Genomic DNA, 23800 nt, shown 5'->3' on the forward strand with positions numbered 1-23800 from the left:
ACATCCCGATCCATTTTTCCTCGTTCCAGCATTGCTCTCACCACCTATTCCTATTTTACCGCGCTCAAACGAAAAAGCCCAGCTTTTGCTGGACTTTTTCGACAGACTGAGGCTTGGAACCAGAGTTCCAAGCCTTTTTCATTTCGTTGTTAGAAAATGGCGACGGTCGTGCCGACCGGGATGTTGTTATAAATCCACTTGATGTCGTTCTTGTACATGCGCACACAGCCGTGCGAGACGGGGTAGCCTGCGCTGAAGTCATACTCGGTGTCCGTGCCCGGATAGCACAGGCGCGAGTGGAAGGCATAGCCCGTGCCGGGGTAGAAGCCGACAACCGGGCGCACGGTGTAAGTGCTGGTCGTCCAGCCGCCCGCGGACTTGTAGGAAACCGTGGTCAGGCCGGTCGGGGTGGGAGAAGAGGCCGCGCCTGTGCCAACGAGGAAGGACTTAATCAGCTTCCAGTTGCCCTTGGAGCCTTGGAACACGTTCACGTGCTGGTATGCACGGTTAATCCACACCAGATACTGGGTGCGGCTCGAATAGCCCTTGGCATTGACCCAGACCTCTTTTTCATAGGCTGCATAGTCGTTATTGACGGCATAAGAGGTGGTGTAGTTGCCGCGGTAGGTCGAGGAAACCAGATTCAGAATGCGGTTAACATCGCGCTGGTAGTACCATTCGTCCGAATAGTTTTCAATCGGCACGGTTTTTTCGATGTACTTTTCCTCGGTTTCACCAGTCGAGGGATTTTCATAGGTCAGCTTGAAGCCCATGGTCACGCTGGTGTCCATGTCCTTGGTGAAGGTGAAGTAAGTTGTAATACGGGAAACCGCGTCCGCCGTCAGCCGGAAGTTGTCGTTGGAATAGTTCGCCAGCGGCTTGCCGTTTTTGTACCACTGTGCAGAGCAGATTTTCGGATCGGTCACGCCTTGGAAGGTAACCTGTGTCACCAATGAGCCGCCCGCCGTGACCTTCGTGGGCACGCCCATGGAGATCGTCACACCGGAAAGACCGGGGTCGATGTTTTCAATCATGGAGTCCGCTGCAATGGATACCGTGCAGTTTACCGCACGGATATCGACCGTTGTGGCCTTGCCCTTGCCAGCCACCGTCGTGCCGATGCCCGCAACCAGCAGGTCATCCACCGTGCCGTTCAGCGTCAGCTTGTTATTCTTTGCGCCGCCATTGACTGAAAATGCACCAACGGAACCATTTGCCACAATGGTGTTATTGCTGCCGGTGATGGTGACGGTGTCCGCCTCCAGCTCATACAGATTGATTGTGCGGCCCGACGCGGTGATTTCGATATTGCCGGCGGTGCCGGAATAGTTTACCGCGCCGCCCTTGCCTGCAATGACCAGCGTGCCGGCAGAGGAATCTTCCGACAGAGACACGTCCGCCGTGCCTGCGGGATCGATCGCAAGGGTAGAAATACGAGAGCCGTTTTTCACGTTCAGCTTGGCGTTTTCCGCGCCTTTGAGCACAATACGGTCACGTGCGGTGACGGCATCAAGCGTAACGTTCTGCGCGGCGGCGGCAAAAATCACATCGCCGTCCAGGCCCATATCGGATACCGTGTATTCCGGCACAGAGAGAATCGTGCCGCCGGTCAATGAAGCGGCTGGTTCAGTGTCGGGCGTAGCATCGGTATCAGTGGTTGCTTCCGCGTTGGAATCCGCGTTTTCATCGGTGTTTGCGTCTGTCGGTTCTTCCTGCGGAGTAAGAATCTCATCCGCCACACGCGTAATCATGGTGACAAACTGCGCGCGGGTCAGCGTAGCCTGCGGGGCAAGGGTGGTATTGGTTACGCCATTGATGACACCTGCCGAAACCAGTGCTGCTGCTGCCTGCTGTTGTGCCGCAGTCATTGTGCTGATGTCGGTAAAGGCGCTCAGTTCATCGGTACCGGTTTCCGCGCGGTCAAAGACAAAGGCGCGTGCAAGCAGTTCAAACGCCTCCGCACGAGTAGCGGCGGTGTCAAAGTTGCGGCTGTCATTCGCGTCAATCAGGCCAAGATGAATGGCTTTGCCGAGATCGGCTGCGTACCACGCATTGGAAGGCGTGCCGCTCAAACCGCTCGTATTGTCCATAATGGTTGCGCCGAGTGCGCGGTTTAGCATAACGACCGCCTCCGAGCGCTTGACTGCGTCGTCCGGCAGCATCTTGCCGTCCGTCCCCTTGAGCAGACCCATGTCAACCGCTTTGCTCAGCGCTTTTTCCGCCCAATGGCCTGCGATGTCGGGGAAAGTGGGTTCAGCGGGTTGCTCCGGCTCTTGGGGCTGTTCCGGCTGCCCCTCCTCGGTGAGCGTCAGCGCAACAGGCAGCGTACCTGCCATGATGCGTGCGCCATAGAACTTGGCAGCGTTCTCCGTGAGTGCACCGGTGACGGTGACCGGTTCGTTCTCGGCTGCAATCGTGTCGATCTGACCGATGGTTTCACCGTCAAGCGAAACGGCCAGCGCGGTATCCGCAGGCAGCTCGCTTAAGAGCGTTGCATGCGCGTCCGCTGTCAGGGTCAGCTGTATGTAGGCGGTGCTGCCGTCATCGGTCAGCCCAACCTCGGTCGCGGTCACATCCGCACCAGTCAGCCATACCTTGCCATTCGGGTCTGTGGCGGAAAGCGCATTGGCCTGCGATAGAAAAGCGGCGACATCCGTCGGGTTTGGGCCTGCGCCGTCCGGCAGGGTGACGATGACGGTCTTGCGGTCATCCGGGAAAGTGATCTGCGCGTCCGACAGCGCCAGCTGTTCCAGACGGCCCTCGAGCACGGTGCGCACCTGCTCGATCATGCCGTCCTCCATTTGGTTGGTGTTCATCTGGTCTGGCAGGGTGACCGCAAAGGTCAGCACCGTACCAGAGGCGGTTTCCTGTTCGGAGGCTGCGTCACCACCCGCGGCGAACGCGGTGGTCAGCAGCATGACAGCGGCTAAAAGGCCGCTGAATAGACGTTTTTTCAAGGCATAATCCCCCTTGTTCCATAATAAGTCTATTGTACGGTCACGGACTATAGCTTGTCAAGCCAAAGCGCGGTTTCAGTTTCGATACAAAGCCTGCTTTTCCAAGATTTCCCGTCGGCATACAAGATGATAAATCAGGGTGTTCGGTTCGTGTCACAGAGGTTTACAAGCGCTTTTCCGCATGTTATACTAATATAGGATTGTTATATTTGTATATTATAGAGGAGGAACCATCCATGCTTTGCAAGAACTGCGGCAGGGAGCTGCCCATCGCGGGCAAATTCTGTCCATTCTGCGGCGCGGTCGTTGAGCAGGAGGGCGTCAACGATGAAACCGCTGTCTTTACCTCACTGCCCGACGAGCTGAAAGGGCCGATTGACCTTTCGGCGTTTGACGCGGTGATGAAGGAAGACCATCCCGGCGGCAGCATTTCCGGAGACGGCGTGACCACGGGAGATCCGCTCGCCGCGACCGACCCGCACATCCCGTCGGCGGGGGAGTTGTCATCCATGAATGCGCAGTCTGTGCGCCGCACTTCCGGTGCGCCGCGTTCATCGGGTGCGCCGCGTTCCACCGGCTCGTCGCGCACGACCTATTTTTCCGAGCCGGACACGGATGACAAACCGTACCGCAAGCCGTCCAAGGGCAAAAAGGGTGCGATAATCGCGGTGGTTGTCGTACTGGTGGTCGCGCTAATAGGCGGCGGTGTGTGGTTTTTTATGAGCCGCCAGCCGGATGAAAATCTGACCTTGGCTGAGAAGTATATGGGCCGCGGCGATTTTGACAAGGCGCTTGAGTATTTCACTGCCGCGCAGGCCGAGGCCAAGGACCCGTCCTCACTGGACGCAACCATCCAGCAGCTGGGGGATTTCCAGACCGCGAAGGCGTATGTGGAGAACGGGCAGTACACCGAAGCAATTGCGCTGCTCAAGCAGCTGCAAAACCGCGTAACCGACCCGGATTCCGCACTGTATGAAGCCATCGAGGATTTGATTGATCAGGCGGAGACCGCGCAGGCGGACAACGAGTTTGCAGCGGATATCGAGGAAATACAGAGCTATCTGGCCGACAAAAAGTATGACGCGGCCGCAGCCAAGCTGGATTCGCTTGATGCGGACGATACGCTGACCAGCGACCAGAAAAAGCAGGTTTCCGACCTGCGCAGCCAGCTGACGCAGGCGCAGGAGGCTGAGCAAAAGCAGCAGGAGACGCAGCAGAAGCAGGACGAAAAGAAGCAGGATTTCAGCAGCCAGATGGATTCGCTTGAACAGAATGACCTGCAGATTGCTTCCGCCGCCACGCAGGAGGATGAGCTGGCGCTGACGGCAAGCTCGTTTGAGGCATGGGATAATCTGCTGGTCCAGATGTACGATTATTTGGCGACCGTGCTCAACGCGGATCAGTATGCCGCGGAGGAGGAAAGCTATAAGCAGTGGGTGGAAGAGCGTGATTCGGGCGCAGCAAACGCGGCCAAGGAAAGCTCGGATGAGACAGCAGGTCAGCTCGCATCTTACAGCTTTAAGCAGAGTTATACCAAGGCACGCTGCTATAAACTGCTGGATTTGATGTAATCCATGCTCTTTGCGCAAAGAACGATAAAAAATCACGGCTTTATGCCGTGATTTTTTATCGCAGTGCTCTCTGAACGCTTTTGCAAGACAAATCGAAAAAATATTTGCACAAAAAAAATAAAATCTTGCGTACAGGCAGAGTGAACAATGCCGAAAAGTGCGAAAATTCGCTTTTTGTAGGGTTTCACAAGCGACAGAATTTGACATGTATGCAGGATAGGAGTAAAATATATTCATAAAGATATGGTAAGCACGGAAAGGGGAAAGCCGGATGACGATTCAGCCGAATTATGTAAATGAGGAACTCCTGCACGAATTGAGCGAGAGCTTTCGTTTGAACAGCCAGATCCCGCCGGAGCTGTATTCCCGCTACCGCATCAAACGCGGCCTGCGCAATGCGGATGGTACGGGCGTGCTGGTCGGCGCGAGTCAGTTGGGTAACGTACACGGCTACATACTCAACGAAGGCGAGCGGGAGCCGATCGAAGGACGGCTGACCTACCGCGGCTATAACGTATATGATTTGATTCACGGTCTGGAAAACGAAAACCGCTTCGGGTTTGAGGAGGTCGGCTACCTTCTTATGTGCGGCAAGCTGCCGTCGCGCCGTCAGCTGGCGGAGTTCCAGCATACGATTGGTCTGGAGCGTGCGCTGCCGGATAACTTCACCGAGGATATGATTATGCGTGCGCCCAGCCGCGATATCATGAATAAGCTGGCGGGTGCGACACTGGCGCTCTATTCCTACGACGAAAATCCGGATGAGACTACGGTGGAAAATATCATGCGGCAAGGCATCAGCCTGATGGCTAAGTTCCCGGTTATCATTTCGCATGCGTATCAGGCAAAGCGCCGCTATTTTGACGGCGACTCCATGTTTCTGCATGTGCCCGATTCTGACCGCTCGACCGCGGAGAACATCCTGCATCTGGTGCGGCCGAACGGCAAGTATAACGACGATGAAGCCAAGCTGCTCGACCGCTGCCTGATCCTGCACGCCGAGCATGGCGGAGGCAATAACTCCTCGTTTACCGTGCGCGTCACCTCCTCTTCGGGTACGGACACCTATTCCTCTATTGCGGCGGCAGTCTCTTCGCTCAAGGGTCCGCGTCACGGCGGCGCAAATCTGCGCGTTGTCAAGCAGTTTGACGAGATGAAAGCCAACCTGCACGACTGGACGGATGAGGGCGAGGTCGCGGATTACCTGCGCCGCATCCTGGATGGCGAGGCAGGAGACGGTTCGGGCTTGATTTACGGTATGGGTCACGCCATTTACACCAAGAGCGACCCGCGTGCGGTAGCGCTCAAGCGAGCGGCGCGCCCGCTGGCAGAGAAGACCGGCTTTTCCAAGGAAATGGACCTCATCGAGCTGGTCGAAAAGCTCACGCCTGCGGTTTTTGCTGAGAAAAAGGGCAGCGACAAGCCGATGTGCGCGAATGTGGATATGTACTCTGGCTTTGTGTACAAAATGCTCGGCCTGCCGAAGTCCTTGTATACGCCGCTGTTTGCTACCGCGCGTATCGTGGGCTGGATGGCGCACCGGCTGGAGGAGGTTACGACCGGGGGCAAAATCATCCGTCCGGCCTACAAGCCGCTGGCCAAAACGGTCGAATACATCAATCTGGACGACCGGAATTGAGAAAAGCAATAGAAAAAGCGTGTTTCCTATTGGAAACACGCTTTTTGTTTTTCGGGAACAGCTACAGCTTACAGCGCAGCCTTCCACAGGCCGTGCAGATTGCAGAATTCATAAACCGCTTCGGCCTTTTCGCCCTCTGCCAGACGGAATACCGCTTCAGGTGCGCCCGTGTGGTTGAGTACCGCGCGATGTACGCCCTTATCGGTCACCAGCCAAATGAACGCGATATGATGCTCCTCGGTCATCGGATGCGCTACCTCGCCAACCTTGGCGCGTACTACATCGCCCTCAACCGTCACAACCGGTACGTGCTTTTCCGCAGCACCGTCGGTCTCGCCCGCCTTGAATTCCTTCATTTTTTCGCCGCAGCACATCACCGGTACGTGATGGTCGTCAATCATTTCAATGATGTTGCCGCAGTGCATGCATTTGAAAATTTTCAGTTCCATAGGAAATATCCTCCTTTTGTTATGTAGAAAAGCGGGTCAATAGCCCGTTTTTCCGTCTAATATGTCATCGTGGGCCACCCAGTCGGATACGTCAATCGTGTCGTATGTATCCTCATCCCGGCGGATGACCACTTTTTCGATGCCCGCGTTGATAATCATGCGCTTGCACATCGTACAGGAATTTGCGTCCCGCATAATTTCGCCCGTGGACATGTCGCGCCCGACCAGATAAAGCGTTGCGCCCAGCATTTGCTCACGCGGCGCAGCAATGATGGCGTTGGCCTCAGCGTGTACCGAGCGGCAGAACTCATACCGCTCGCCGCGCGGAATGCCCATTTTCTGCCGGATGCAGGTGCCGATGTCGATGCAGTTTGCCCGGCCGCGCGGCGCGCCGGTATAGCCGGTGGACACAATAACGTCGTTTTTCACAATTACCGCGCCGAAATTACGCCGCAGGCAGGTGCCGCGCTCGAGCGCGACCTGCGCCATATCCAGATAATAATTCGTCTTATCCCGTCGCTTCATAAACAACCTCCCTGAAAGTAGTTATCCGCCGGAAAGCATGCCGCCTTCCAGAAACAGCCGACGAGCCGCGCGCAAAGCTGCGGCGCGGTCGTGCGTTATCAATACAATGGTATGTCCTGCGTGGTGCAGACCGTCCAGCAGGCCGAGCACATCTTCCGCGGCTTCGGGGTCGAGTCCCGCAGTCGGTTCGTCCGCCAGTACAACGCCGGGATTTGTGACAACCGCACGGGCGATCGCCACGCGCTGCTGCTGGCCGCCCGAAAGCTGGTCCGGCCGATGGGTGGTCCGTTCGGACAGACCAACGCGCGCCAGCGCCTGTTCGGCGCGTTCCAGCCGTTCGACGCGCGGCACGCCCTGCAAGGCAAGCGGCAGCGCGACGTTTTCCAGCGCGGTCATACCGGGCAGCAGACGAAAGCCTTGAAAGATAAATCCGATTTGTTCGCTGCGCAGCCGCGCAAGCGTGCGCGGAGGCAGACGGGAAACGTCCGCTCCGCCGAGCAGGTATTGCCCTTCGGACAGCGTGTCGAGCAGGCCGAGAATGTGCATGAGCGTACTCTTTCCCGAACCGGATGCACCGGTAATAGAAACATAGTCGCCGGGTGCAACATACAGGTTGACGCCGCGCAGCGCCTGCACACCGCTGTCATGATATATTTTACTCGCATGGATGAGCTTTAGCAAGGTTTTTCCCCTTCCTTCCCGTCCATATTTTGCATGGGAAAGCACTGCATTATACCCAAAAAAACAGGGCTTCCTGAAAGAAAGCCCTGTTTGCTTATAATGTGGGAAGATTTTTGCGCCATACGCCGGTTTTGTAGAACCAAACGGAAAGTCCCGAACCGAGGAACCAGCCGAGCGGCCAGGATAGCCAGATGCCCAGTTCGCGCCAGACGTGAAACAATATAATCGAGAGCACCACGCGGATAATCAGGTCGGAAAAGGTCGTAATCATGAACGGCCGCATTGCACCCGCGCCGCGCAGCACACTGTCGCAGACAAATTTGATGCACACAATGATATAGAACGGTGTGACAACAAACAGATATTGCCGTCCGACATCGATAACGCCGGAGGAGCTGCCCGCCGGAATAAACAGGCTGATGAGAAAATTTGCAAACAGCAGATAGACTGCCATAAAGACAAGCGCAAGGGCAATGGAGAAGGTCGCGCCCGCCTTGAGACCCGGACCGATGCGGTCGAGCTTGCGCGCGCCGATGTTCTGAGCGACATAGCTGGACAGACCGGAGGAGAACGACATGCAGCAGGTTAGTGCAAACATATTGACCTTGGTCGCGGCAGAAAAGCCCGCGATAACGGTCGCGCCGCACAGGTTGACATAATACTGAATGATAACGTTGCCGACCGAAACAAAGCTCTGCTGCGCGATGGAGGGAATGGCGTAATTGGTCAGACGGCGCAGCATGTCGGGCGAAAACAGCAGAAAATGCCCGCCGGTGTCGAACGAGCGTACCCGGCGCATGAGCAGCAGGAAGGCCAGTGCGCCCGCGCAGCCCTGTGCGATGAAGGTCGCCCATGCAACGCCCGCAACGCCCCACTGGAACACCGCCACGAACACGAGGTCGAGAATGACGTTGCTCACCGAGGACAGGATGAGCAGGATGAGCGGGGTGCGGCTGTCGCCCATCGCGTTGAAAATACCGGTGCAGACGTTATAGATGAACAGGAACAGCAGACCGAACACGTACACCCGCAGATAGAGCGAGCCGTCGACAAAGATATTTTCCGGCGTTTGCAGTGCGCGCATAATGCCGCCGGTGGCAAGCGTGCCGATGAGCGTCAACAGCAGTGCAATGACGGTGGTGGTCAGCAAGGCGGTGGAAATGGCGGTTTTCATGCGCAGATAGCGCTTTGCGCCAAACAATTGTGACACCAGCACGCTCGTACCGATGTTGACACCGGTCGCAACCGCAACGAACAACTGGGTGATGGGGTAGCTTGCGCCGACGGCGGCCAGCGCCAGTTCGCCTGCGGCGGGTGTTGCCGCAAAGCGGCCGACAATCATGGAGTCGGCCATCTGGTAAAGCTGTTGAAAGGCGACGCTCAGCAGCAGCGGCAGTGAGAACCAGAACAGTTTGGATGAGGGTTTTCCTTCGGTCAAATCGGTGGTCAACGGGATTCCTTCCTTTCGGTCAATCGAGGTGTGTCAGGTGCAGAGAACAGGCTCCCCCGTTTGGGGGAGCCGTCAAATAATATGGCAGGTTACGCCTTGTTTTTCTTTTGCCGTGCGGTAATCAGCAGGGTGACCGCCACCAGCAGCACAATGCCCAGCACCAGTGCCACCACGCCGCTGCCGACAACACCGCCGACGAGGAAGCCGATAAAGCTGATGGAGGCAATGATGAGCGCGTATGGCATCTGGGTGGAGACATGGTCAATATGATTGCACTGCGCGCCCGCAGACGCCAGAATCGTGGTATCCGAGATAGGCGAGATGTGGTCGCCGCAGACTGCACCGGACAGACACGCGGCCACGGTCATGACCAGCATGGTGTTCGGCGCATCGCCGAATACTGCAACCGCAATCGGGATGAGGATGCCGAACGTTCCCCATGAGGTGCCGGTTGCAAAGGCAAGACCGAGCGCAATCAGGAAGAAGATGGCGGGCATCAGCATGGATACCATGGAGTTGCCGTTGACCACCGAGGAGACAAAGCCGCCGATGTTGAGGTAATCCTCCGAGCACACGCCGGACAGCGTCCATGCGAGCGTCAGAATCAGGATAGCGGGCACCATGGACTTAAAGCCCTCCGTGAATGCCTCGCAGAACTGGCCGAAGGACAGCACCTTGCGTGGAATATAAAGAATAAAGGTAAACACCAGCGTAAAGAACGAGCCAAGCACCAGAGCGGTTGAAGAGTCGCAGTTTGCAAATGCATCTACCACGCCAACGCCTTCCAGAATGCCGCCGGTGTACAGCATGCCCGCGATGCACAGCACAATCAGTACGCAGATGGGCAGAATCAGGTCGTACACCTTGCCCGCGCCGCCGACGACGTAGTTTTCCTCCTGATGGGAGAGGTCCTCGCCGCGGTGCACGCGCTCATACTTTGCCATCGGGCCGAAGTCGAAGTCAACCGCCATCAGCCAAATCAGGAACAGGATGGTGAGTAGCGCGTACAGGTTCATCGGGATGGTTTGCAAAAAGAGCGAGAAGCCATCCATTGCGCTGGACTCGGGCAGAGACGAGCCGACGGCTGCCGCCCAGCTGGAAATCGGCGCGATGATGCAGATGGGCGCGGCAGTCGCATCGATGATGTATGAGAGCTTTGCACGCGTGATGTTGTATTTATCCGTGACCGGGCGCATGACCGTACCGACGGTCAGGCAGTTGAAGTAGTCATCGACAAAAATGAACATGCCGAGAAACGAGGTTGCAAACGAAGCGCCGCGGCGTGTCCGGATGGTTTTGACCGCCCAGTCGCCGTAGGCGCGGGACGCGCCCGATTTGGTGACCAGCGACACCAAAATGCCCAGCAGCACCAGAAAGATACAGATGTTGATGTTGTCCCCGAGCTTGCCGCCCATGACCGTGAAGGTCGTTTCGACTGCATGCAGTGGGTTAAAGCCCGTGTAAAGCAGCGCGCCTGCCAGAATGCCGATGAGCAGGGAGGAGTAAACCTCCTTGGTGATCAGCGCCAATGCAATCGCGATGATTGGCGGCAGCAGCGTCCACACGGTTGCCGTTAAATCCATTCCATTTTCCCCCTTTATTTTGCAGGATATTTGTTTGATTCCTGCAATGCTCTTTTATTTTATATGGATTGGACCGGCTTGACAAGGTCAAAAACAGTTTTTAGAAGCAAAAGCCGTAAATTTGTGCAATATGTGGGGGAAGAGAGTAGGAAAATAGAAGGAATTGTCAAATAATATGGTTTGCCCGACGGTAGCGACGCCACTCGCCCAGCACGTCGCGCCGCAGTGCGAGCACACCCGCCAGATTGGGCAGCGCCATCAAGCCGTTAAAGGTATCGGACAGTGCCCACGCCAAATCCAGCCGCATGACGCAGCCCGCGGCCGCCGCGGCAACGAACAACACCTTATAAACAGGAACCGCGCGCGGCCCGAACAGGTATTCTGCGGCACGTTGGCCGTAGTATGACCAGCCGAGCAGGGTAGAAAAAGCGAACAGCGCCAGCGAGACTGCGACAAACGCACCGCCCGGCGTGCCGAACACGGAGGAAAACGCGCGCGCGGTTAGTGTCGCGCCGGTTTCCATCCGCTGGAGCAGCGGCGTGCCCGCCGCAAGGCCGTATTGCACGGGGTCGTAAACACCGCTTGACAGAATGACGAGTGCAGTCACGGTACACATGACAATCGTGTCAAAAAACACCTCGAACACCGCCCACATGCCCTGTTCGCACGGCTCTTTTGCGTCTGCCGCCGTATGCACCATGACCGATGAACCGAGGCCGGCCTCGTTGGAGAATACGCCGCGCGAAATGCCGATGCGGATGGCCTGCTGGATGCCGAAACCAACCGCGCCGCCGCCCGCCGCCCGCAGGTCGAAGGCGCAGGCAAAAATTTGTCCACAGGCTTGTGGAAGAACTTCGCGGCGGCACCAGAGCACAATTGCCGCGCCGCCCATATAAAACAGCGCCATGGCGGGCACGAGTGCGGTGGTCACGCGCGAAATGCGTTTCAGCCCGCCCAGCATGACCGCACCCAGCAGGGCGGCGGTGGCAAGGCCGGTCGCAAGCGGCGGCACACCGAATACGCCGTGCAGGCCGCCCGCAATCGAGTTACACTGGCTCATGTTGCCAATGCCAAACGAAGCCAGCGCGCAGAACAGTGCAAACGCCGCAGCCAGTACAGGCGCGTGCAGTCCCTTTTTCAGATAATACATCGGTCCGCCGCGCCATACGCCGTCCGGCCCCTTTTCGCGGTACAGCATGCCGAGCGTGTTTTCCGCGAACGCGGTCATCATGCCGAAAAAGGCCGCAATCCACATCCAGAACACTGCGCCCGGGCCGCCGATGGTCAGCGCAGTAGCGACGCCCGCGATGTTGCCGGTACCGACCGTCGCCGCAAGCGCGGTACACACGGTCGCAAAGGGGGAAATGCCGCCCGTGCGCTGTGATTTACCAGAAAAACAGGACAGTATGGTGCGCCCCAGCCACAGCCGGATATGGCGCACCTGAAACAAGCCGGTGCGCAGGGTGAAATAAACGCCCGTACCGACCAGCAGTATCAGCATGGGAGCGCCCCAGATGACGCCGCGTACGGCGTCGTTTATGCGCGCGATGGTGTCGAGTGGCATGCACATCCCTCCATTCGGGAAAGTATATGCTTGACTTTCGGCAGAAATCCGGTATAATGGAAAAGCAATTCCATAACAGACAGTTCGGAACCATCCTGTCTCTAAACAAAACTACGGGATTTTCGCTTGAAACCACGCTTTCAAGCGAGAGAGGACGCGCCGAGCTTTGCTCGGACACGTCCTAAGCGAAAAAAGTTCCTCCTTTGTCGAAACTTTTTTCGCTCTGGTATCAAAATCGCGGCAGAGCCACGGTTTTGATGAAAATTTGCAGGAATGCAAATTTTTTGTTTGACTGCGCGTCTGACGGCGCGGGCCAAAGGATGGTGTACCGTTTTTGGTACGCCTTATTTTTTTGCCAAACGGAGGGGAAACCAGTGGAGATGACCCGCTATTCGGTGATTGAGGACAAAAATCCGCGCGAAATTGTGCTGCTGCGCGGGCGGGGCTGCGCGTGGAAGCGCTGCCGCTTCTGCGACTACCATCTGGACGCATCGCGCGACGAGCAGGCAAACCTCACCCTCAACCGTGCGGTGCTGGCGCAGGTGACCGGCGTATACGGTCGCCTAGAGGCGATTAACTCCGGCTCATTTGCCGAGCTGGATGAGTCCACCATCCGTGAGGTGGAGCGCATCTGCCGCGAGAAGGGCATCCGCGACCTGCACATCGAAAGCCACTGGATGTTCCGGGGAACGCTACCTGCGCTGCGTGCGCGGTTTGCAGAGCAGGGGGTCACGTTGCATGTCAAAATCGGCGTGGAAACCTTCGACGCGGACTACCGCGAGTGGGTACTCGACAAGGGCATTGACGAGACCGACCCCGCGAAGATTGCCGCCGACTTCGACGACTGCTGCCTGTTGTTCGGTCTTGCCGGGCAGACGGCGGACAGCATGCGGCACGATATCGAGACCGGTCTTTCGCATTTTGACCGTGTCTGCGTCAACATCATGGTTCCGAACACCACATCTGTCCGGCCGGACGACGTTTCGCGTGCGGCCTTTGTGCGCGAGGTGTATCCGCTTTACCGGGACAACCCGCGTGTGGACATTCTGTTGGAAAATACAGATTTTGGCGTAGGAGAAGTAAAATGACAAACGAATTATTGTTGATTGGTACGCTGGTGGTGCTGTACGGTGCGGTGCTGCTGTGGTTTTACCTGTTCGGCACCGGCGGCCTGATGGCGTTTACCGTGTTTGCCACCATTGCGGCGAACATCGAGGTGCTCATCCTGATTGATGCTTACGGCATGGAAATGACGCTCGGCAACATCCTGTTTGCAACCACCTTCCTGGTGACCGATATTTTAAGCGAGGTTGCGGGCAAAAAAGCCGCGCAGCAGGCGGTATGGGCGGGAATTGCCGCGAATGTGCTGTTTATTATTGTGTCGCAGTCGTGGCTGGCCTATATTCCGTCGGTGAATGATTGGGCGATGCCGTCTATGCAGGCGATTTTTTCCAACACTCCGCGTATGATGCTGTCGTCGCTGGCGGTGTACGCGGTCGCGCAGGTGTTCGACGTTTGGCTGTACCATAAATGGTGGGAGATTACCGAAAAGCGCACCGGCGACCACCGCGCGTTCCTCTGGCTGCGCAACAACGGTTCGACACTGGTTTCCCAGCTGGTCAACACGGTGCTGTTTACCGCACTGGCCTTCTGGGGTACCTATGATATTCCGACGCTGATTTCGGTTGCCCTGTCGAGCTATGTGATTTTCATTTTCACCTCGCTGCTCGACACGCCGGTTGTGTATGCCGCGCGTCGGCTGCATGATAAAAAACTGGGGCATACCGCAGATGTGAATGTAGCGTAAAAATATAAAAAAGGAGAAGCCAATGTGCTTCTCCTTTTTTGTGTCGTCAGCCCAGCATGTGGCCGACGTTATTGGCCGCCTTGTGCATGGCGTGCTCCGCCTTGTTTGCCGCGTGCTGCGCGCTGCGCCGCACCGAGGGGTTCATCATTGCGCCCGCCGCCATCATGGAGACGACCGCGCCCGCGACCGCACCGGTCGCAATGCCTGAAATGAAGGGAGATACCCGCATGATTTGTCCGCCGCCTTTCAATAAAATGTGTTTGGTGCCGCCGAACATAGTATGTCCGCTTTGCGTCAATCCTTACGTTATGCGGCGGCAACAAAATTTGTATAAAAAAACAAAATTGTTTTGTGGTATCGTCTGTTTACAAAAACCGTTTCATACGATATAATAAATGAAACAATCCGCCTTTAAGGCGCGGCCCGTGAGCCGCCAAGGCAGAAAACAGTGCATACGCCGTCAGCCGGGGAATGGGGGACAGGTGTAATTTGAGGTACGGCTTTCTGCTTTCGGCGCAGGAGGCTGTTTTTTTGTAAATTTTTCCGATGGGAGGTGGCAGGATGGCCGAACAAAAGGCCGTGATTATGGATGCGGACGGTGTGCGCCGCGCACTGACCCGTATCGCCTTTGAAATCATCGAAAAAAACAAGGGTGTGGAAAACCTGCTGCTGGCCGGGGTAAAAACACGCGGCGTGTTTCTGGCCCAGCGCATTGCAAAAAAGCTCGGGGAGGTCGAAGGGCGTATGCCGCCGGTGATCGAGCTGGACGTGACTCCGTGGCGGGACGATAAGCCGCGCGAGGAAGCGCCCAAATCGCCGCCCGATGGGCGCATCGAGGGCGCGACGGTCGTGCTGGTGGACGATGTGCTGTATACCGGCCGTACGGTGCGCGCCGCGATCGAAGCGGTGTCTCAGCAGGGCCGCGCGGGACGCATTCAGCTTGCCGTGCTGATAGACCGCGGCCACCGAGAGGTGCCCATCCGACCGGATTATATCGGAAAAAACCTGCCGACCGCGCGCGACGAGCGCGTCAGCGTGCGCCTGACCGAGGTCGACGGAGCAGACAATGTTGTTATTTTGAGCAGTGAAACGTAGGATAACCGCTTGCAGCTGAGAAAGGAAGAATATCTATGTCCATCCAAACACTGGTAGAAAAAATCAAGGAAAAGGGTAACCCGACCGTTGCCGGCCTGGATGCGCGGCTGGAGTACATCCCGCAGCACATTGCGGGACGCAACATGATGCTGCACGGCGAGACGCTGCGTGCAGCGGCGGAGAGCGTAGTTGCGTTTAACTGCGGCCTGATTGACGCATTGTGCGACATCGTGCCCGCGGTCAAGCCGCAGGCGGCATACTATGAGTTGCTCGGTTCGTACGGCGCGATGGCGCTCAAGGAGACCATCGACTACGCGCACGCCAAGGGCATGTACGTCATCGGCGATATCAAGCGCAACGACATCGGCGCAACCGCAACCGCCTATGCCGAGGCGTATCTGGGCAAGACCCGTGTAGGCGATACCGAAATCGCGCCTTACGGCTGCGACAGCGTGACCGTCAACGGCTATCTGGGTACGGACGGCGTCGAGCCGTTCCTCAAGGAGTGCCGCGAGCGGGACAAGAGCCTGTTTATGCTCGTTAAAACCTCCAACCCGTCCTCCGGCGAGCTGCAGAACCGCGATATGGAGGGCAAGCCGCTCTACGCGCGTATGGCCGAGATGGTCGCAAAATGGAGCGAGGGTCTGGACACCCCGTGCGGCTACAATCAGGTCGGCGCGGTGGTTGGCGCGACCTATCCGGAGGAGCAGAAAATCATCCGTGAGCTGCTGCCGAAGTCCTATTTCCTCGTGCCGGGCTACGGTGCGCAGGGCGCAACGGCAAAGGACATTGCAAACGCCTTCAACGACGACGGACTGGGTGCAATCGTCAACTCCTCGCGCGGCATCATGTGCGCGTGGAAGAAAACCGGCAAAAACGGCGAGGATTATAAGGAAGCTGCACGTGCGGAAGCCATCCGTATGCGCGATGATATTGTCGCGGCGATTCGATAAGCATAATCGGTGCATGACCGAAAGACAGAATAATCAGGATTGAATTGGGAGTGATTTTCACTTGAAAAAAGCGTATTTACTGCTCGCAGACGGCACCCTGTTTGAGGGTACGGCCGTCGGCTACGAAGGGCAGAGCATTGGTGAGGTCGTGTTCAACACGGGCATGGCCGGTTATCAGGAGGTTTTGACCGACCCGTCCTATTATGGTCAGGTGGTCACCATGACCTATCCGCTGATTGGCAACTACGGCATCAACTTTGACGATTACGAATCCCGCAAGAGCTGGGTTTCCGGTTTTATCATGCGCGAAATCGCGGAGTATCCGTCCAACTGGCGCTGCCGCCTGACGCTGGACGAATACCTCAAGGAGCAGAAGGTTGTCGGCCTTGCAGGCATCGACACCCGCGCGCTGACCCGCAAGCTGCGCAATGCAGGCGTTATGAACGGCGTGATTTACACCGAGGGTTTCGAGCCGGATGAGCAGACCATCGCGGAAATGAAAGCGTATGTTGTCAAGAACGCGGTAAAGTCGGTCACCTGCGAGGAGAGCCGCGTTTACCCGGCGGAGGGCGAGCAGAAATACCGCATCGCGCTGTATGACTACGGCGTGAAGTACAACATTGAGCGCGAGCTGCAAAAGCGCGGCTGCGAGGTTGTCACCATCCCGGCTTTCACCCCGCCGGAGGAGGTTATCGGCAAGTTTGACGGCGTGATGCTGTCCAACGGCCCCGGCGACCCGGCGGAAAACGTCGAGATTGTCGAGAACATCAAGAAGCTGCTCGAGAGCAATATCCCGATTTTCGGCATCTGCCTCGGTCATCAGCTGTTGAGCCTTGCCATTGGCGCCAAGACCACCAAGCTCAAGTACGGTCACCGCGGTGTCAACCATCCGGTCAAGGATTTGGACGTGGACCGCACCTATATCACCAGCCAGAACCACGGCTACGCGGTCGTGGGCGAGTCGGCCGACCCGAGCATCGCCCGTGTGCGCTATGTCAATTTGAACGACGGCACGGTTGAGGGTGTCGAGCATATCGGCCGTCCGGTGTTCACCGTGCAGTATCACCCCGAGGTCTGCCCCGGCCCGATGGACACATCGTATCTGTTTGATAAATTCATGGAGAACATTGCAAAAGCAAAGGGAGGTGCTCAGTAATGCCGCTGCGCAAGGATATTCATAAGGTAATGGTACTGGGCTCCGGCCCCATCGTCATCGGCCAGGCGGCCGAGTTTGACTACGCGGGCACGCAGGCCTGCCGCGCGCTGCGCGAGGAAGGTCTGGAGGTTGTGCTTGTCAACTCCAACCCCGCCACCATCATGACCGATAAGGCTATGGCCGACAAGGTCTATATCGAGCCGCTGACCGTGGAAGCGGTGCAGGAAATCATCAAGAAAGAGCGTCCGGACTCGCTGCTGCCCAACCTCGGCGGCCAGACCGGTCTGAACCTCGCCATGGAGCTGTGTGAGAGCGGCTTCCTGGACAAGATGGGCGTAAAGCTCCTCGGCGCGAACCCGGAGACCATCGCCAAGGCCGAGGACCGTCAGATGTTCAAGGACACGATGGAAAAAATCGGTGAGCCTTGCATCGCGTCCAAGGTTGTGCATTCGGTGGAGGACGCGGTCGAGTTTACCCGGGAAATCGGTCTGCCGGTCATTATCCGCCCGGCGTATACGCTCGGCGGCACGGGCGGCGGTATTGCCTACACGTGGGACCAGCTGCGCGAGATTGCCGCAACCGGCATTATGTATTCCCGCGTCGATGAAATTCTGGTCGAGAAATGTATCGCCGGCTGGAAGGAAATCGAATACGAGGTCATGCGCGACCACAAGGGCAACGCCATCACGATTTGTAACATGGAAAATGTCGACCCGGTCGGCGTCCACACGGGCGACTCGGTCGTCGTCGCACCCAGCCAGACGCTGTGCGACAAGGAATACCAGATGCTGCGCACCTCCGCGCTCAACATCATCACCGAGCTGGGCATCGAGGGCGGCTGCAACGTGCAGTACGCACTCAATCCGAATTCGTTCGAGTACGCGGTCATCGAGGTAAATCCCCGTGTTTCGCGCTCCTCGGCGCTCGCCTCCAAGGCGACCGGTTATCCGATTGCCAAGGTGACCGCGAAGATTGCGGTCGGCTACGGCTTGGACGAAATCGAAAACGCCGTCACCAAAAAGACCAAGGCCTGCTTTGAGCCGACGCTTGACTACTGCGTGGTCAAGTTCCCGCGCTGGCCGTTTGACAAGTTCGTGTATGCGGACAACACGCTCGGCACGCAGATGAAGGCGACGGGCGAGGTCATGGCGATTGACAACAGCTTCGAGGGTGCGCTGATGAAGGCCGTGCGCGGCTGCGAAATCAAGCTGGACAGCATGATTGCTCCGCGCATCCAGCAGCAGTCGGACGCGGAAATTAAGAAGGGCGTCGCCCGCACGGACGACCAGCGTCTGTTCCACATCTGCGAGGCGCTGCGCCGCGGCATCATGACCATCGAGGAGATTCACGAGGTCACCACGATGGATACCTTCTTCCTGCATAAGTTCCAGAACATCGTCGACATGGAGAAGGCGCTTGCCACGGCCGAAACCATCGACAAGGACCTGTACCTGCGCGCCAAGAAGATGGGCTTCCTTGACAAGACCATCGAGCAGCTGTCCGGCAAGGATATTTCCGGGGTAAAGCGTCTGCCGGTTTACAAGATGGTTGACACCTGTGCCGCCGAGTTCGAGGCGGAAACCCCGTACTACTACTCGACCTATGACGAGGAGACTGAGGTCAAGCCCGCCTCCGGTAAAAAGAAGGTGCTGGTGCTCGGCTCCGGCCCGATTCGCATTGGTCAGGGCATCGAGTTCGACTACTGCTCGGTGCACGCGGTCTGGGCGCTGCAAAAGCTCGGCTGCGAGACCGTTATCATCAACAACAACCCGGAGACCGTCTCGACCGACTTTGATACGGCGGACCGTCTGTATTTCGAGCCGCTGACGCCCGAGGACGTGACCGGCGTTGTCAATGCAGAAAAGCCGGACTTTGCCATCGTGCAGTTCGGCGGACAGACCGCCATCAACCTCGCCGCGCATATCGAAAAGCTGGGCATTCCGATTCTCGGTACGCCTGCATGGAGCATCGACGCGGCGGAGGACCGTGAGAAGTTCGACGTTATCCTCGAAAAGTGTGGTATTCCGCGTCCGGCGGGCCACACGGTTATGACCGAGGAAGAAGCGGTTAAGGCCGCCGACGAGCTGGGCTATCCGGTGCTCGTGCGTCCGTCCTATGTTCTGGGCGGTCAGGGCATGGAAATCGCGTACAAGGAAGAGGACGTGCGCGAGTTTATGAAGGTTATCACCCGCAACAAGGTGGAAAACCCGGTGTTGGTTGATAAATATATGATGGGCCGCGAAATCGAGGTCGACGCCATCTGCGACGGCGAAGACATCCTCATTCCGGGCATCATGGAGCACTTCGAGCGCGCGGGCGTTCACTCGGGCGACTCGATTTCGATTTATCCTTCTATCAATATCGAGCCGAAGCACAAGGAGACCATCATTCGTTACACCGAGGCGCTGGCTAAGAATCTGGCGGTACTCGGTCTGGTCAACATCCAGTTTGTGCTGTATAACGACCAGATTTATGTCATTGAGGTCAATCCGCGCTCCTCGCGTACCGTGCCGTATATTTCCAAGGTGACGGGCGTACCGATGGTGGATTTGGCGACGCGCTGCATGTTCGGTGAAAAGCTGCGCGACATGGGCTGCGGCACCGGCCTGCATCCGGAGAGCGACCACTATGCGGTCAAGGTGCCGGTGTTCTCGTTCCAGAAGCTGCGCGACCTCGATACCCAGCTGGGGCCGGAGATGAAGTCGACCGGCGAGGTGCTGGGCGTTTCGACCTCGTTCCGCGAGGCGCTGCTCAAGGGCCTTATCGGCGCGGGCTTCAAGATGAAGAAAAAGGGTGCGGTGCTCATTTCCGTGCGCGATTCGGACAAGCAGGAGGCTATCCGCATCGGCGAGCGGTTTGAAGCCCTTGGCTTTGACATTTATGCTACCAGCGGCACGGCGAACGTGCTCAACCGTCACATGGTTGCGACCAATGCCATCCGCAACGTGGATGAGCCGTCCCCGAATATCATCGACCTGATTGAGTCCGGCAAGATTGACTATGTTGTTGCCACCTCGGTCAAGGGCCGTCATCCGGAGCTGGGCTCGGTGCACATCCGTCGCACGGCGGTAGAGCGCGCCATTCCGTGCCTGACCTCGATTGATACGGCATCCGCACTGCTGCGCTGCCTCGAGGGCGACATCAAGATTGAAAACTGTGAGATGGTGGATATCAATACAATCTAAAAATTCGATTGAACCGTACAGGTTCAATCGAGGGGGACGCACCGCGGCGGGGCCGCGGATGCGCCCCGAGCGAGAAAAAGTTCCGATAAACGAAACTTTTCTTCTTACCTGTATAAAAAGGCGGGCACAGCCCGCCTTTTTATGAAAAAGATAGTCTCAAGCAGTAGATATAGCAGCAGAATAATGAAAATATTGCTTATGGCATTTAAATAGGTTTAATCTTAAACTTAATTATGTAAAAACAATAAATACAATTTTCAATCTACCACCAATTTACTTTTTTTTGATGAGCCTTGATATGATCAAAAAGCCATGCTTATTGCTATAAGGCATGGCTCTTTATTATTTTACCTGTTGCAGATCGGTTAGGTATATATACCAATAAATTTTGTCAGTTTTTGTTTGACTTTTAAATTGCTATTTTTTAGAAAAACGTATATGATAACACCATAGAAAGTTAATTAACCAAAAAGGTGATTATTGATTATATTGAAAAAAGCATCATCAAACTCGGAAGAAATGCTTCTTCACATTGTTTGGAATGTTGGAGCACCATTATCTGTTGAGATTTCACAAAGATCAGGGAATGCGACCAGTGGGAGTATTGACTACATCCACAATATCCTGACGTCTTTGCTGGACAAAGAGATACTTGAAATTTGTGGCTTTTTCAGATCAGGGAAAAATATGTCCGTCAAGTTCAGCGCGGCCTCACCAAAGAGGAGTACATTGTCGACATGCTCGATCAGCACGGCTTCCTTGACTAAAATTGAAATGGCACTGATAAAAAAGCAGGATGAAAAAGGAAGGGGTGAAAACACAACCAGCTCATTGTTGATCTGGAGCAAATGATAGATGTATATAAATACCGTCCGCTAAATGGGAAGCAGCAAGACCGCCACCGGAACGAAACACATGGATATTGGGTTGATCCCTATTGGATTGACTTGTAATGACAACGAAATGGTTAATGCTACATTGATCGCAAAGGCTTGGAAACTGGTAATAATATAAGCAGACCGCTATATTCTAATCAGAGTTCGGAGGAAAACATTATGTTAAAACGAAAACTTGCAGCCGCACTATCATTTATTGTCCTTTCGTCCACTTTTACGTCTGCAGCAGCACTAGAGAACATAGCCGTGGGGCAAAGCGAACAGCTTGCCGATGGAATCAGTGATCTCGCATTAGTTGCAGATGAAGCTACCTTTAATGAGATATTTTGTCCGAACCCAAGTATAGCCTCTATCTCTAATATGGAAAACACTGTAAATTACACTTACCAAATTACAATGGATGAAGCGAACTCAGGGACAGCGTGGCTTAATTTTGACATGTATATTGGCGAGCAGACGTACTCAGTCGAGGCTGAAGGAAAAGTTTCGAGCCTTTCACTCCCAAGTGAAACAGTAATAATAGGAGATCTTACTGGTAATTTGGGTATCTTAGGATCGGATTATATTGTTGATGCATGCTTGACTAAATTTGAAGGAAAAGATGATATTAACGTCGGAGTTACTATTACTTCTGCAGATTATAAAAGTAATGACCATATGAAGCAGACCTTGTTACAGTTCGGAAATTTGGAGCTTACAGAAAGCTTTTGGGATGAATTTTATCGAGCAGTAAAAGGAATAAGCCTTAATGAAGTCCAAACGCAAAACAACTCAGAAACCACAAACGAAACTCCCACAATGCTTTCTAATGATGTTGTTGGTAAAGGATATGCTTATGGACAATTTCGTCCCAATGATCCGGGAGAAGGATCATATGAAGGAACTGGAACGAATGGGCAACGCCTTGGCATTTGGATTGATGAAGGTGTCCCTGAGGTTCTCTGTTTGTTAGTAAGCTATTGCGGCAATGTAAAGCAAAGTGATTTTGTAAATAGCGTTATTTTTTATGAAGCATATGTTTCTAAATATGAAATAGGATTGCAAGAATTTTCTGGAGATACATTTATTGGGGCGCTCCATGCCTTTAGCGGCCAAAATCAATCCAATTTGAATTCGTACTTTCATCCAATGATCAGAGACATTTATTCCCTTATAGGAATACCTACTGATACAATTCAAACCCTTTTAAATGTTTCTGGTAATGTTGAATATAGTGACGGAGCTTCACACTCGTATTTCAGAGTAGAGCTTGGTTCGTTTGAACGAGAAAAGTTCGATACAACAGCTACAGGAATGCCTGTAGGCTTTTGCATTACTACAAATGGAAGAAATACTGGTACATATCGTGCTTACTCGTATTTGACATATGGTGTTGATACGTCGGCAGGACGATTTATAATTAGAACAACAACTGCCAGTATGTCTGTAAATGTAGGTCCATAACTGTATCATGAATATTAAATGCCATGTAAAACGCGGGCTAATACTTTTAATAGTTTGTATTATGATTATACAATTTTTTGCAATAAGAAGTCTGTTAGATCAAAGAGATCAGTATTTGTATCAGGCTTCAGCCTATGCCCGATCGTACTTGCTCAAGCTACAACAGGATATCAGCTCAACGGTAGTTGCCTATTCGATGAATGATAACGAGCGTTTTCAAGATTGTTATCAAGATTTGCAGTCTACCTGTTACAACTACATAGCATATAGTGAGTTTACATTTCGCTTTGATCAGAAATTGAATGATGAGTACTCTTTTACAGCACAGTGGATATCTAAATTTTGTTATACAGTAACTACTCAAAATGTTACTATTCAACAATTTGATTCTTCATATTTTAGTCAAGTCTTAAGCGTAATAAGCAATCAATCAGGCGAATCTTTTCGTGAACAACTTTATGCTATTCAGCAAGCACTTATCGCTGAAAACAACACTCAATAACCGTTTTTAGACATGATAAGGCACTAAAAAACACAGCATTTAAACATTGGTAGTGTTTAGATGCTGTGTTTTACTATTATGTGAATATCATCATTGAACCCGTCCAGACCGAGGTTGTTCCATGTCTAGCTGGGGCTGTACATCTTGGTCAGGTAGAATAAGTTTCGCAAAAACAAAAAAGGTCAGGTAGAATAAGTTTCGCAAAAACAAAAAAGACATGGTTTGCAGATCTCTGGTAGAATGAAGTCGCGACACACCATTCGAAAGGAGACAGCAAACCATGTCCGAGAAGATTGTACAGCTAAACGAGGAAGTTATCAAGGGGCAGCTCAAGGAACTTGTAC

General features: G+C 54.7%; 19 protein-coding genes. 11 read left to right on the top strand and 8 right to left on the bottom strand.

Annotation, left to right across the window (positions count from 1 at the left end; genetic code table 11):
- Positions 1-149 precede the first annotated feature (149 nt).
- Positions 150-2957, bottom strand: coding sequence for an S-layer homology domain-containing protein (locus tag ACTQ34_RS13955; RefSeq protein ID WP_441364339.1), 2808 nt, complete (start codon positions 2955-2957; stop codon positions 150-152).
- A 236-nt stretch (positions 2958-3193) separates the two neighbouring features.
- Here ACTQ34_RS13955 and ACTQ34_RS13960 point away from each other — a divergent pair, with 236 nt between their 5' ends.
- Complete coding sequence (locus ACTQ34_RS13960) at positions 3194-4528, top strand: tetratricopeptide repeat protein (protein ID WP_441364340.1); 1335 nt, start codon at positions 3194-3196, stop codon at positions 4526-4528.
- 271 nt (positions 4529-4799) lie between these two features.
- Complete coding sequence (locus tag ACTQ34_RS13965) at positions 4800-6167, top strand: citrate/2-methylcitrate synthase (protein WP_441364341.1); 1368 nt, start codon at positions 4800-4802, stop codon at positions 6165-6167.
- Between the two features lie 68 nt (positions 6168-6235).
- Here the strand turns inward: ACTQ34_RS13965 and ACTQ34_RS13970 are convergent, their stop codons facing one another.
- From ACTQ34_RS13970 to ACTQ34_RS13995, 6 genes are all read right to left on the bottom strand, one after another.
- A complete protein-coding gene (locus tag ACTQ34_RS13970; protein WP_441364342.1) occupies positions 6236-6616 on the bottom strand; it encodes a desulfoferrodoxin family protein in 381 nt (126 codons plus the stop codon).
- A gap of 36 nt (positions 6617-6652) precedes the next feature.
- Positions 6653-7141, bottom strand: a complete 489-nt coding sequence (locus ACTQ34_RS13975) for a deoxycytidylate deaminase (protein ID WP_441364343.1) — start codon at positions 7139-7141, stop codon at positions 6653-6655.
- A gap of 21 nt (positions 7142-7162) precedes the next feature.
- A complete protein-coding gene (locus ACTQ34_RS13980) occupies positions 7163-7822 on the bottom strand; it encodes an ABC transporter ATP-binding protein (protein WP_441364344.1) in 660 nt (219 codons plus the stop codon).
- A gap of 94 nt (positions 7823-7916) precedes the next feature.
- Positions 7917-9272 carry an MATE family efflux transporter gene (locus tag ACTQ34_RS13985; protein WP_441364345.1) on the bottom strand — a complete coding sequence of 452 codons (1356 nt, stop codon included), beginning with the start codon at positions 9270-9272 and terminating at the stop codon, positions 7917-7919.
- Positions 9273-9361: 89 nt separating this feature from the next.
- Positions 9362-10855, bottom strand: a complete 1494-nt coding sequence (locus ACTQ34_RS13990) for a Na+/H+ antiporter NhaC family protein (protein ID WP_441364346.1) — start codon at positions 10853-10855, stop codon at positions 9362-9364.
- Between the two features lie 166 nt (positions 10856-11021).
- Positions 11022-12419, bottom strand: coding sequence for an alanine/glycine:cation symporter family protein (locus ACTQ34_RS13995; protein WP_441364347.1), 1398 nt, complete (start codon positions 12417-12419; stop codon positions 11022-11024).
- Positions 12420-12799: 380 nt separating this feature from the next.
- Between ACTQ34_RS13995 and ACTQ34_RS14000 the strand changes: the two genes are divergently transcribed.
- Together ACTQ34_RS14000 and ACTQ34_RS14005 are read left to right on the top strand one after the other, a co-directional pair.
- Positions 12800-13507, top strand: coding sequence for a radical SAM protein (locus ACTQ34_RS14000; protein ID WP_441364356.1), 708 nt, complete (start codon positions 12800-12802; stop codon positions 13505-13507).
- Complete coding sequence (locus ACTQ34_RS14005; protein ID WP_441364348.1) at positions 13504-14226, top strand: queuosine precursor transporter; 723 nt, start codon at positions 13504-13506, stop codon at positions 14224-14226. Before ACTQ34_RS14000 ends, ACTQ34_RS14005 begins: the two co-directional genes overlap by 4 nt.
- Positions 14227-14272: 46 nt before the next feature.
- Here the strand turns inward: ACTQ34_RS14005 and ACTQ34_RS14010 are convergent, their stop codons facing one another.
- A complete protein-coding gene (locus ACTQ34_RS14010) occupies positions 14273-14455 on the bottom strand; it encodes a hypothetical protein (protein WP_297284339.1) in 183 nt (60 codons plus the stop codon).
- A 332-nt stretch (positions 14456-14787) separates the two neighbouring features.
- On the opposite strand from ACTQ34_RS14010, the gene pyrR reads away from it, so the two are divergent.
- From pyrR to ACTQ34_RS14045, 7 genes are all read left to right on the top strand, one after another.
- Positions 14788-15321 (top strand): bifunctional pyr operon transcriptional regulator/uracil phosphoribosyltransferase PyrR, encoded by a 534-nt coding sequence (pyrR, locus tag ACTQ34_RS14015; protein ID WP_441364349.1) that lies wholly within the window; start codon positions 14788-14790, stop codon positions 15319-15321.
- Between the two features lie 35 nt (positions 15322-15356).
- Positions 15357-16274 (top strand): orotidine-5'-phosphate decarboxylase, encoded by a 918-nt coding sequence (gene pyrF, locus ACTQ34_RS14020; RefSeq protein WP_441364350.1) that lies wholly within the window; start codon positions 15357-15359, stop codon positions 16272-16274.
- A 61-nt stretch (positions 16275-16335) separates the two neighbouring features.
- Positions 16336-17430: a carbamoyl phosphate synthase small subunit gene (locus ACTQ34_RS14025; protein WP_441364351.1), complete on the top strand. Its 1095-nt coding sequence runs from the start codon at positions 16336-16338 to the stop codon at positions 17428-17430.
- Complete coding sequence (carB, locus tag ACTQ34_RS14030; RefSeq protein WP_441364352.1) at positions 17430-20615, top strand: carbamoyl-phosphate synthase large subunit; 3186 nt, start codon at positions 17430-17432, stop codon at positions 20613-20615. The genes ACTQ34_RS14025 and carB overlap by 1 nt, the downstream gene beginning before the upstream one ends.
- A gap of 489 nt (positions 20616-21104) precedes the next feature.
- Positions 21105-21467 carry a hypothetical protein gene (locus ACTQ34_RS14035; RefSeq protein ID WP_441364353.1) on the top strand — a complete coding sequence of 121 codons (363 nt, stop codon included), beginning with the start codon at positions 21105-21107 and terminating at the stop codon, positions 21465-21467.
- Between the two features lie 203 nt (positions 21468-21670).
- Positions 21671-22954, top strand: a complete 1284-nt coding sequence (locus ACTQ34_RS14040) for a hypothetical protein (RefSeq protein WP_441364354.1) — start codon at positions 21671-21673, stop codon at positions 22952-22954.
- Between the two features lie 115 nt (positions 22955-23069).
- A complete protein-coding gene (locus tag ACTQ34_RS14045; protein WP_441364355.1) occupies positions 23070-23456 on the top strand; it encodes a hypothetical protein in 387 nt (128 codons plus the stop codon).
- Positions 23457-23800 lie beyond the last annotated feature (344 nt).

It is taken from the genome of Agathobaculum sp. LCP25S3_E8, assembly GCF_052117165.1.
GTDB lineage: Bacteria > Bacillota > Clostridia > Oscillospirales > Butyricicoccaceae > Agathobaculum.

What these genes read in the sequence shown, in the direction of transcription:
- ACTQ34_RS13995 (WP_441364347.1), bottom strand. Translation starts at nt 12,419, where the DNA reads ATGCCACTCGACACCATCGCGCGCATAAACGACGCCGTACGCGGCGTC.
- carB (WP_441364352.1), top strand. Translation starts at nt 17,430, where the DNA reads ATGCCGCTGCGCAAGGATATTCATAAGGTAATGGTACTGGGCTCCGGC.
- ACTQ34_RS14000 (WP_441364356.1), top strand. Translation starts at nt 12,800, where the DNA reads ATGACCCGCTATTCGGTGATTGAGGACAAAAATCCGCGCGAAATTGTG.
- pyrF (WP_441364350.1), top strand. Translation starts at nt 15,357, where the DNA reads ATGTCCATCCAAACACTGGTAGAAAAAATCAAGGAAAAGGGTAACCCG.
- ACTQ34_RS14040 (WP_441364354.1), top strand. Translation starts at nt 21,671, where the DNA reads ATGTTAAAACGAAAACTTGCAGCCGCACTATCATTTATTGTCCTTTCG.
- ACTQ34_RS13990 (WP_441364346.1), bottom strand. Translation starts at nt 10,855, where the DNA reads ATGGATTTAACGGCAACCGTGTGGACGCTGCTGCCGCCAATCATCGCG.
- ACTQ34_RS14010 (WP_297284339.1), bottom strand. Translation starts at nt 14,455, where the DNA reads ATGCGGGTATCTCCCTTCATTTCAGGCATTGCGACCGGTGCGGTCGCG.
- ACTQ34_RS14005 (WP_441364348.1), top strand. Translation starts at nt 13,504, where the DNA reads ATGACAAACGAATTATTGTTGATTGGTACGCTGGTGGTGCTGTACGGT.
- pyrR (WP_441364349.1), top strand. Translation starts at nt 14,788, where the DNA reads ATGGCCGAACAAAAGGCCGTGATTATGGATGCGGACGGTGTGCGCCGC.
- ACTQ34_RS13975 (WP_441364343.1), bottom strand. Translation starts at nt 7,141, where the DNA reads ATGAAGCGACGGGATAAGACGAATTATTATCTGGATATGGCGCAGGTC.
- ACTQ34_RS13965 (WP_441364341.1), top strand. Translation starts at nt 4,800, where the DNA reads ATGACGATTCAGCCGAATTATGTAAATGAGGAACTCCTGCACGAATTG.
- ACTQ34_RS13960 (WP_441364340.1), top strand. Translation starts at nt 3,194, where the DNA reads ATGCTTTGCAAGAACTGCGGCAGGGAGCTGCCCATCGCGGGCAAATTC.
- ACTQ34_RS13970 (WP_441364342.1), bottom strand. Translation starts at nt 6,616, where the DNA reads ATGGAACTGAAAATTTTCAAATGCATGCACTGCGGCAACATCATTGAA.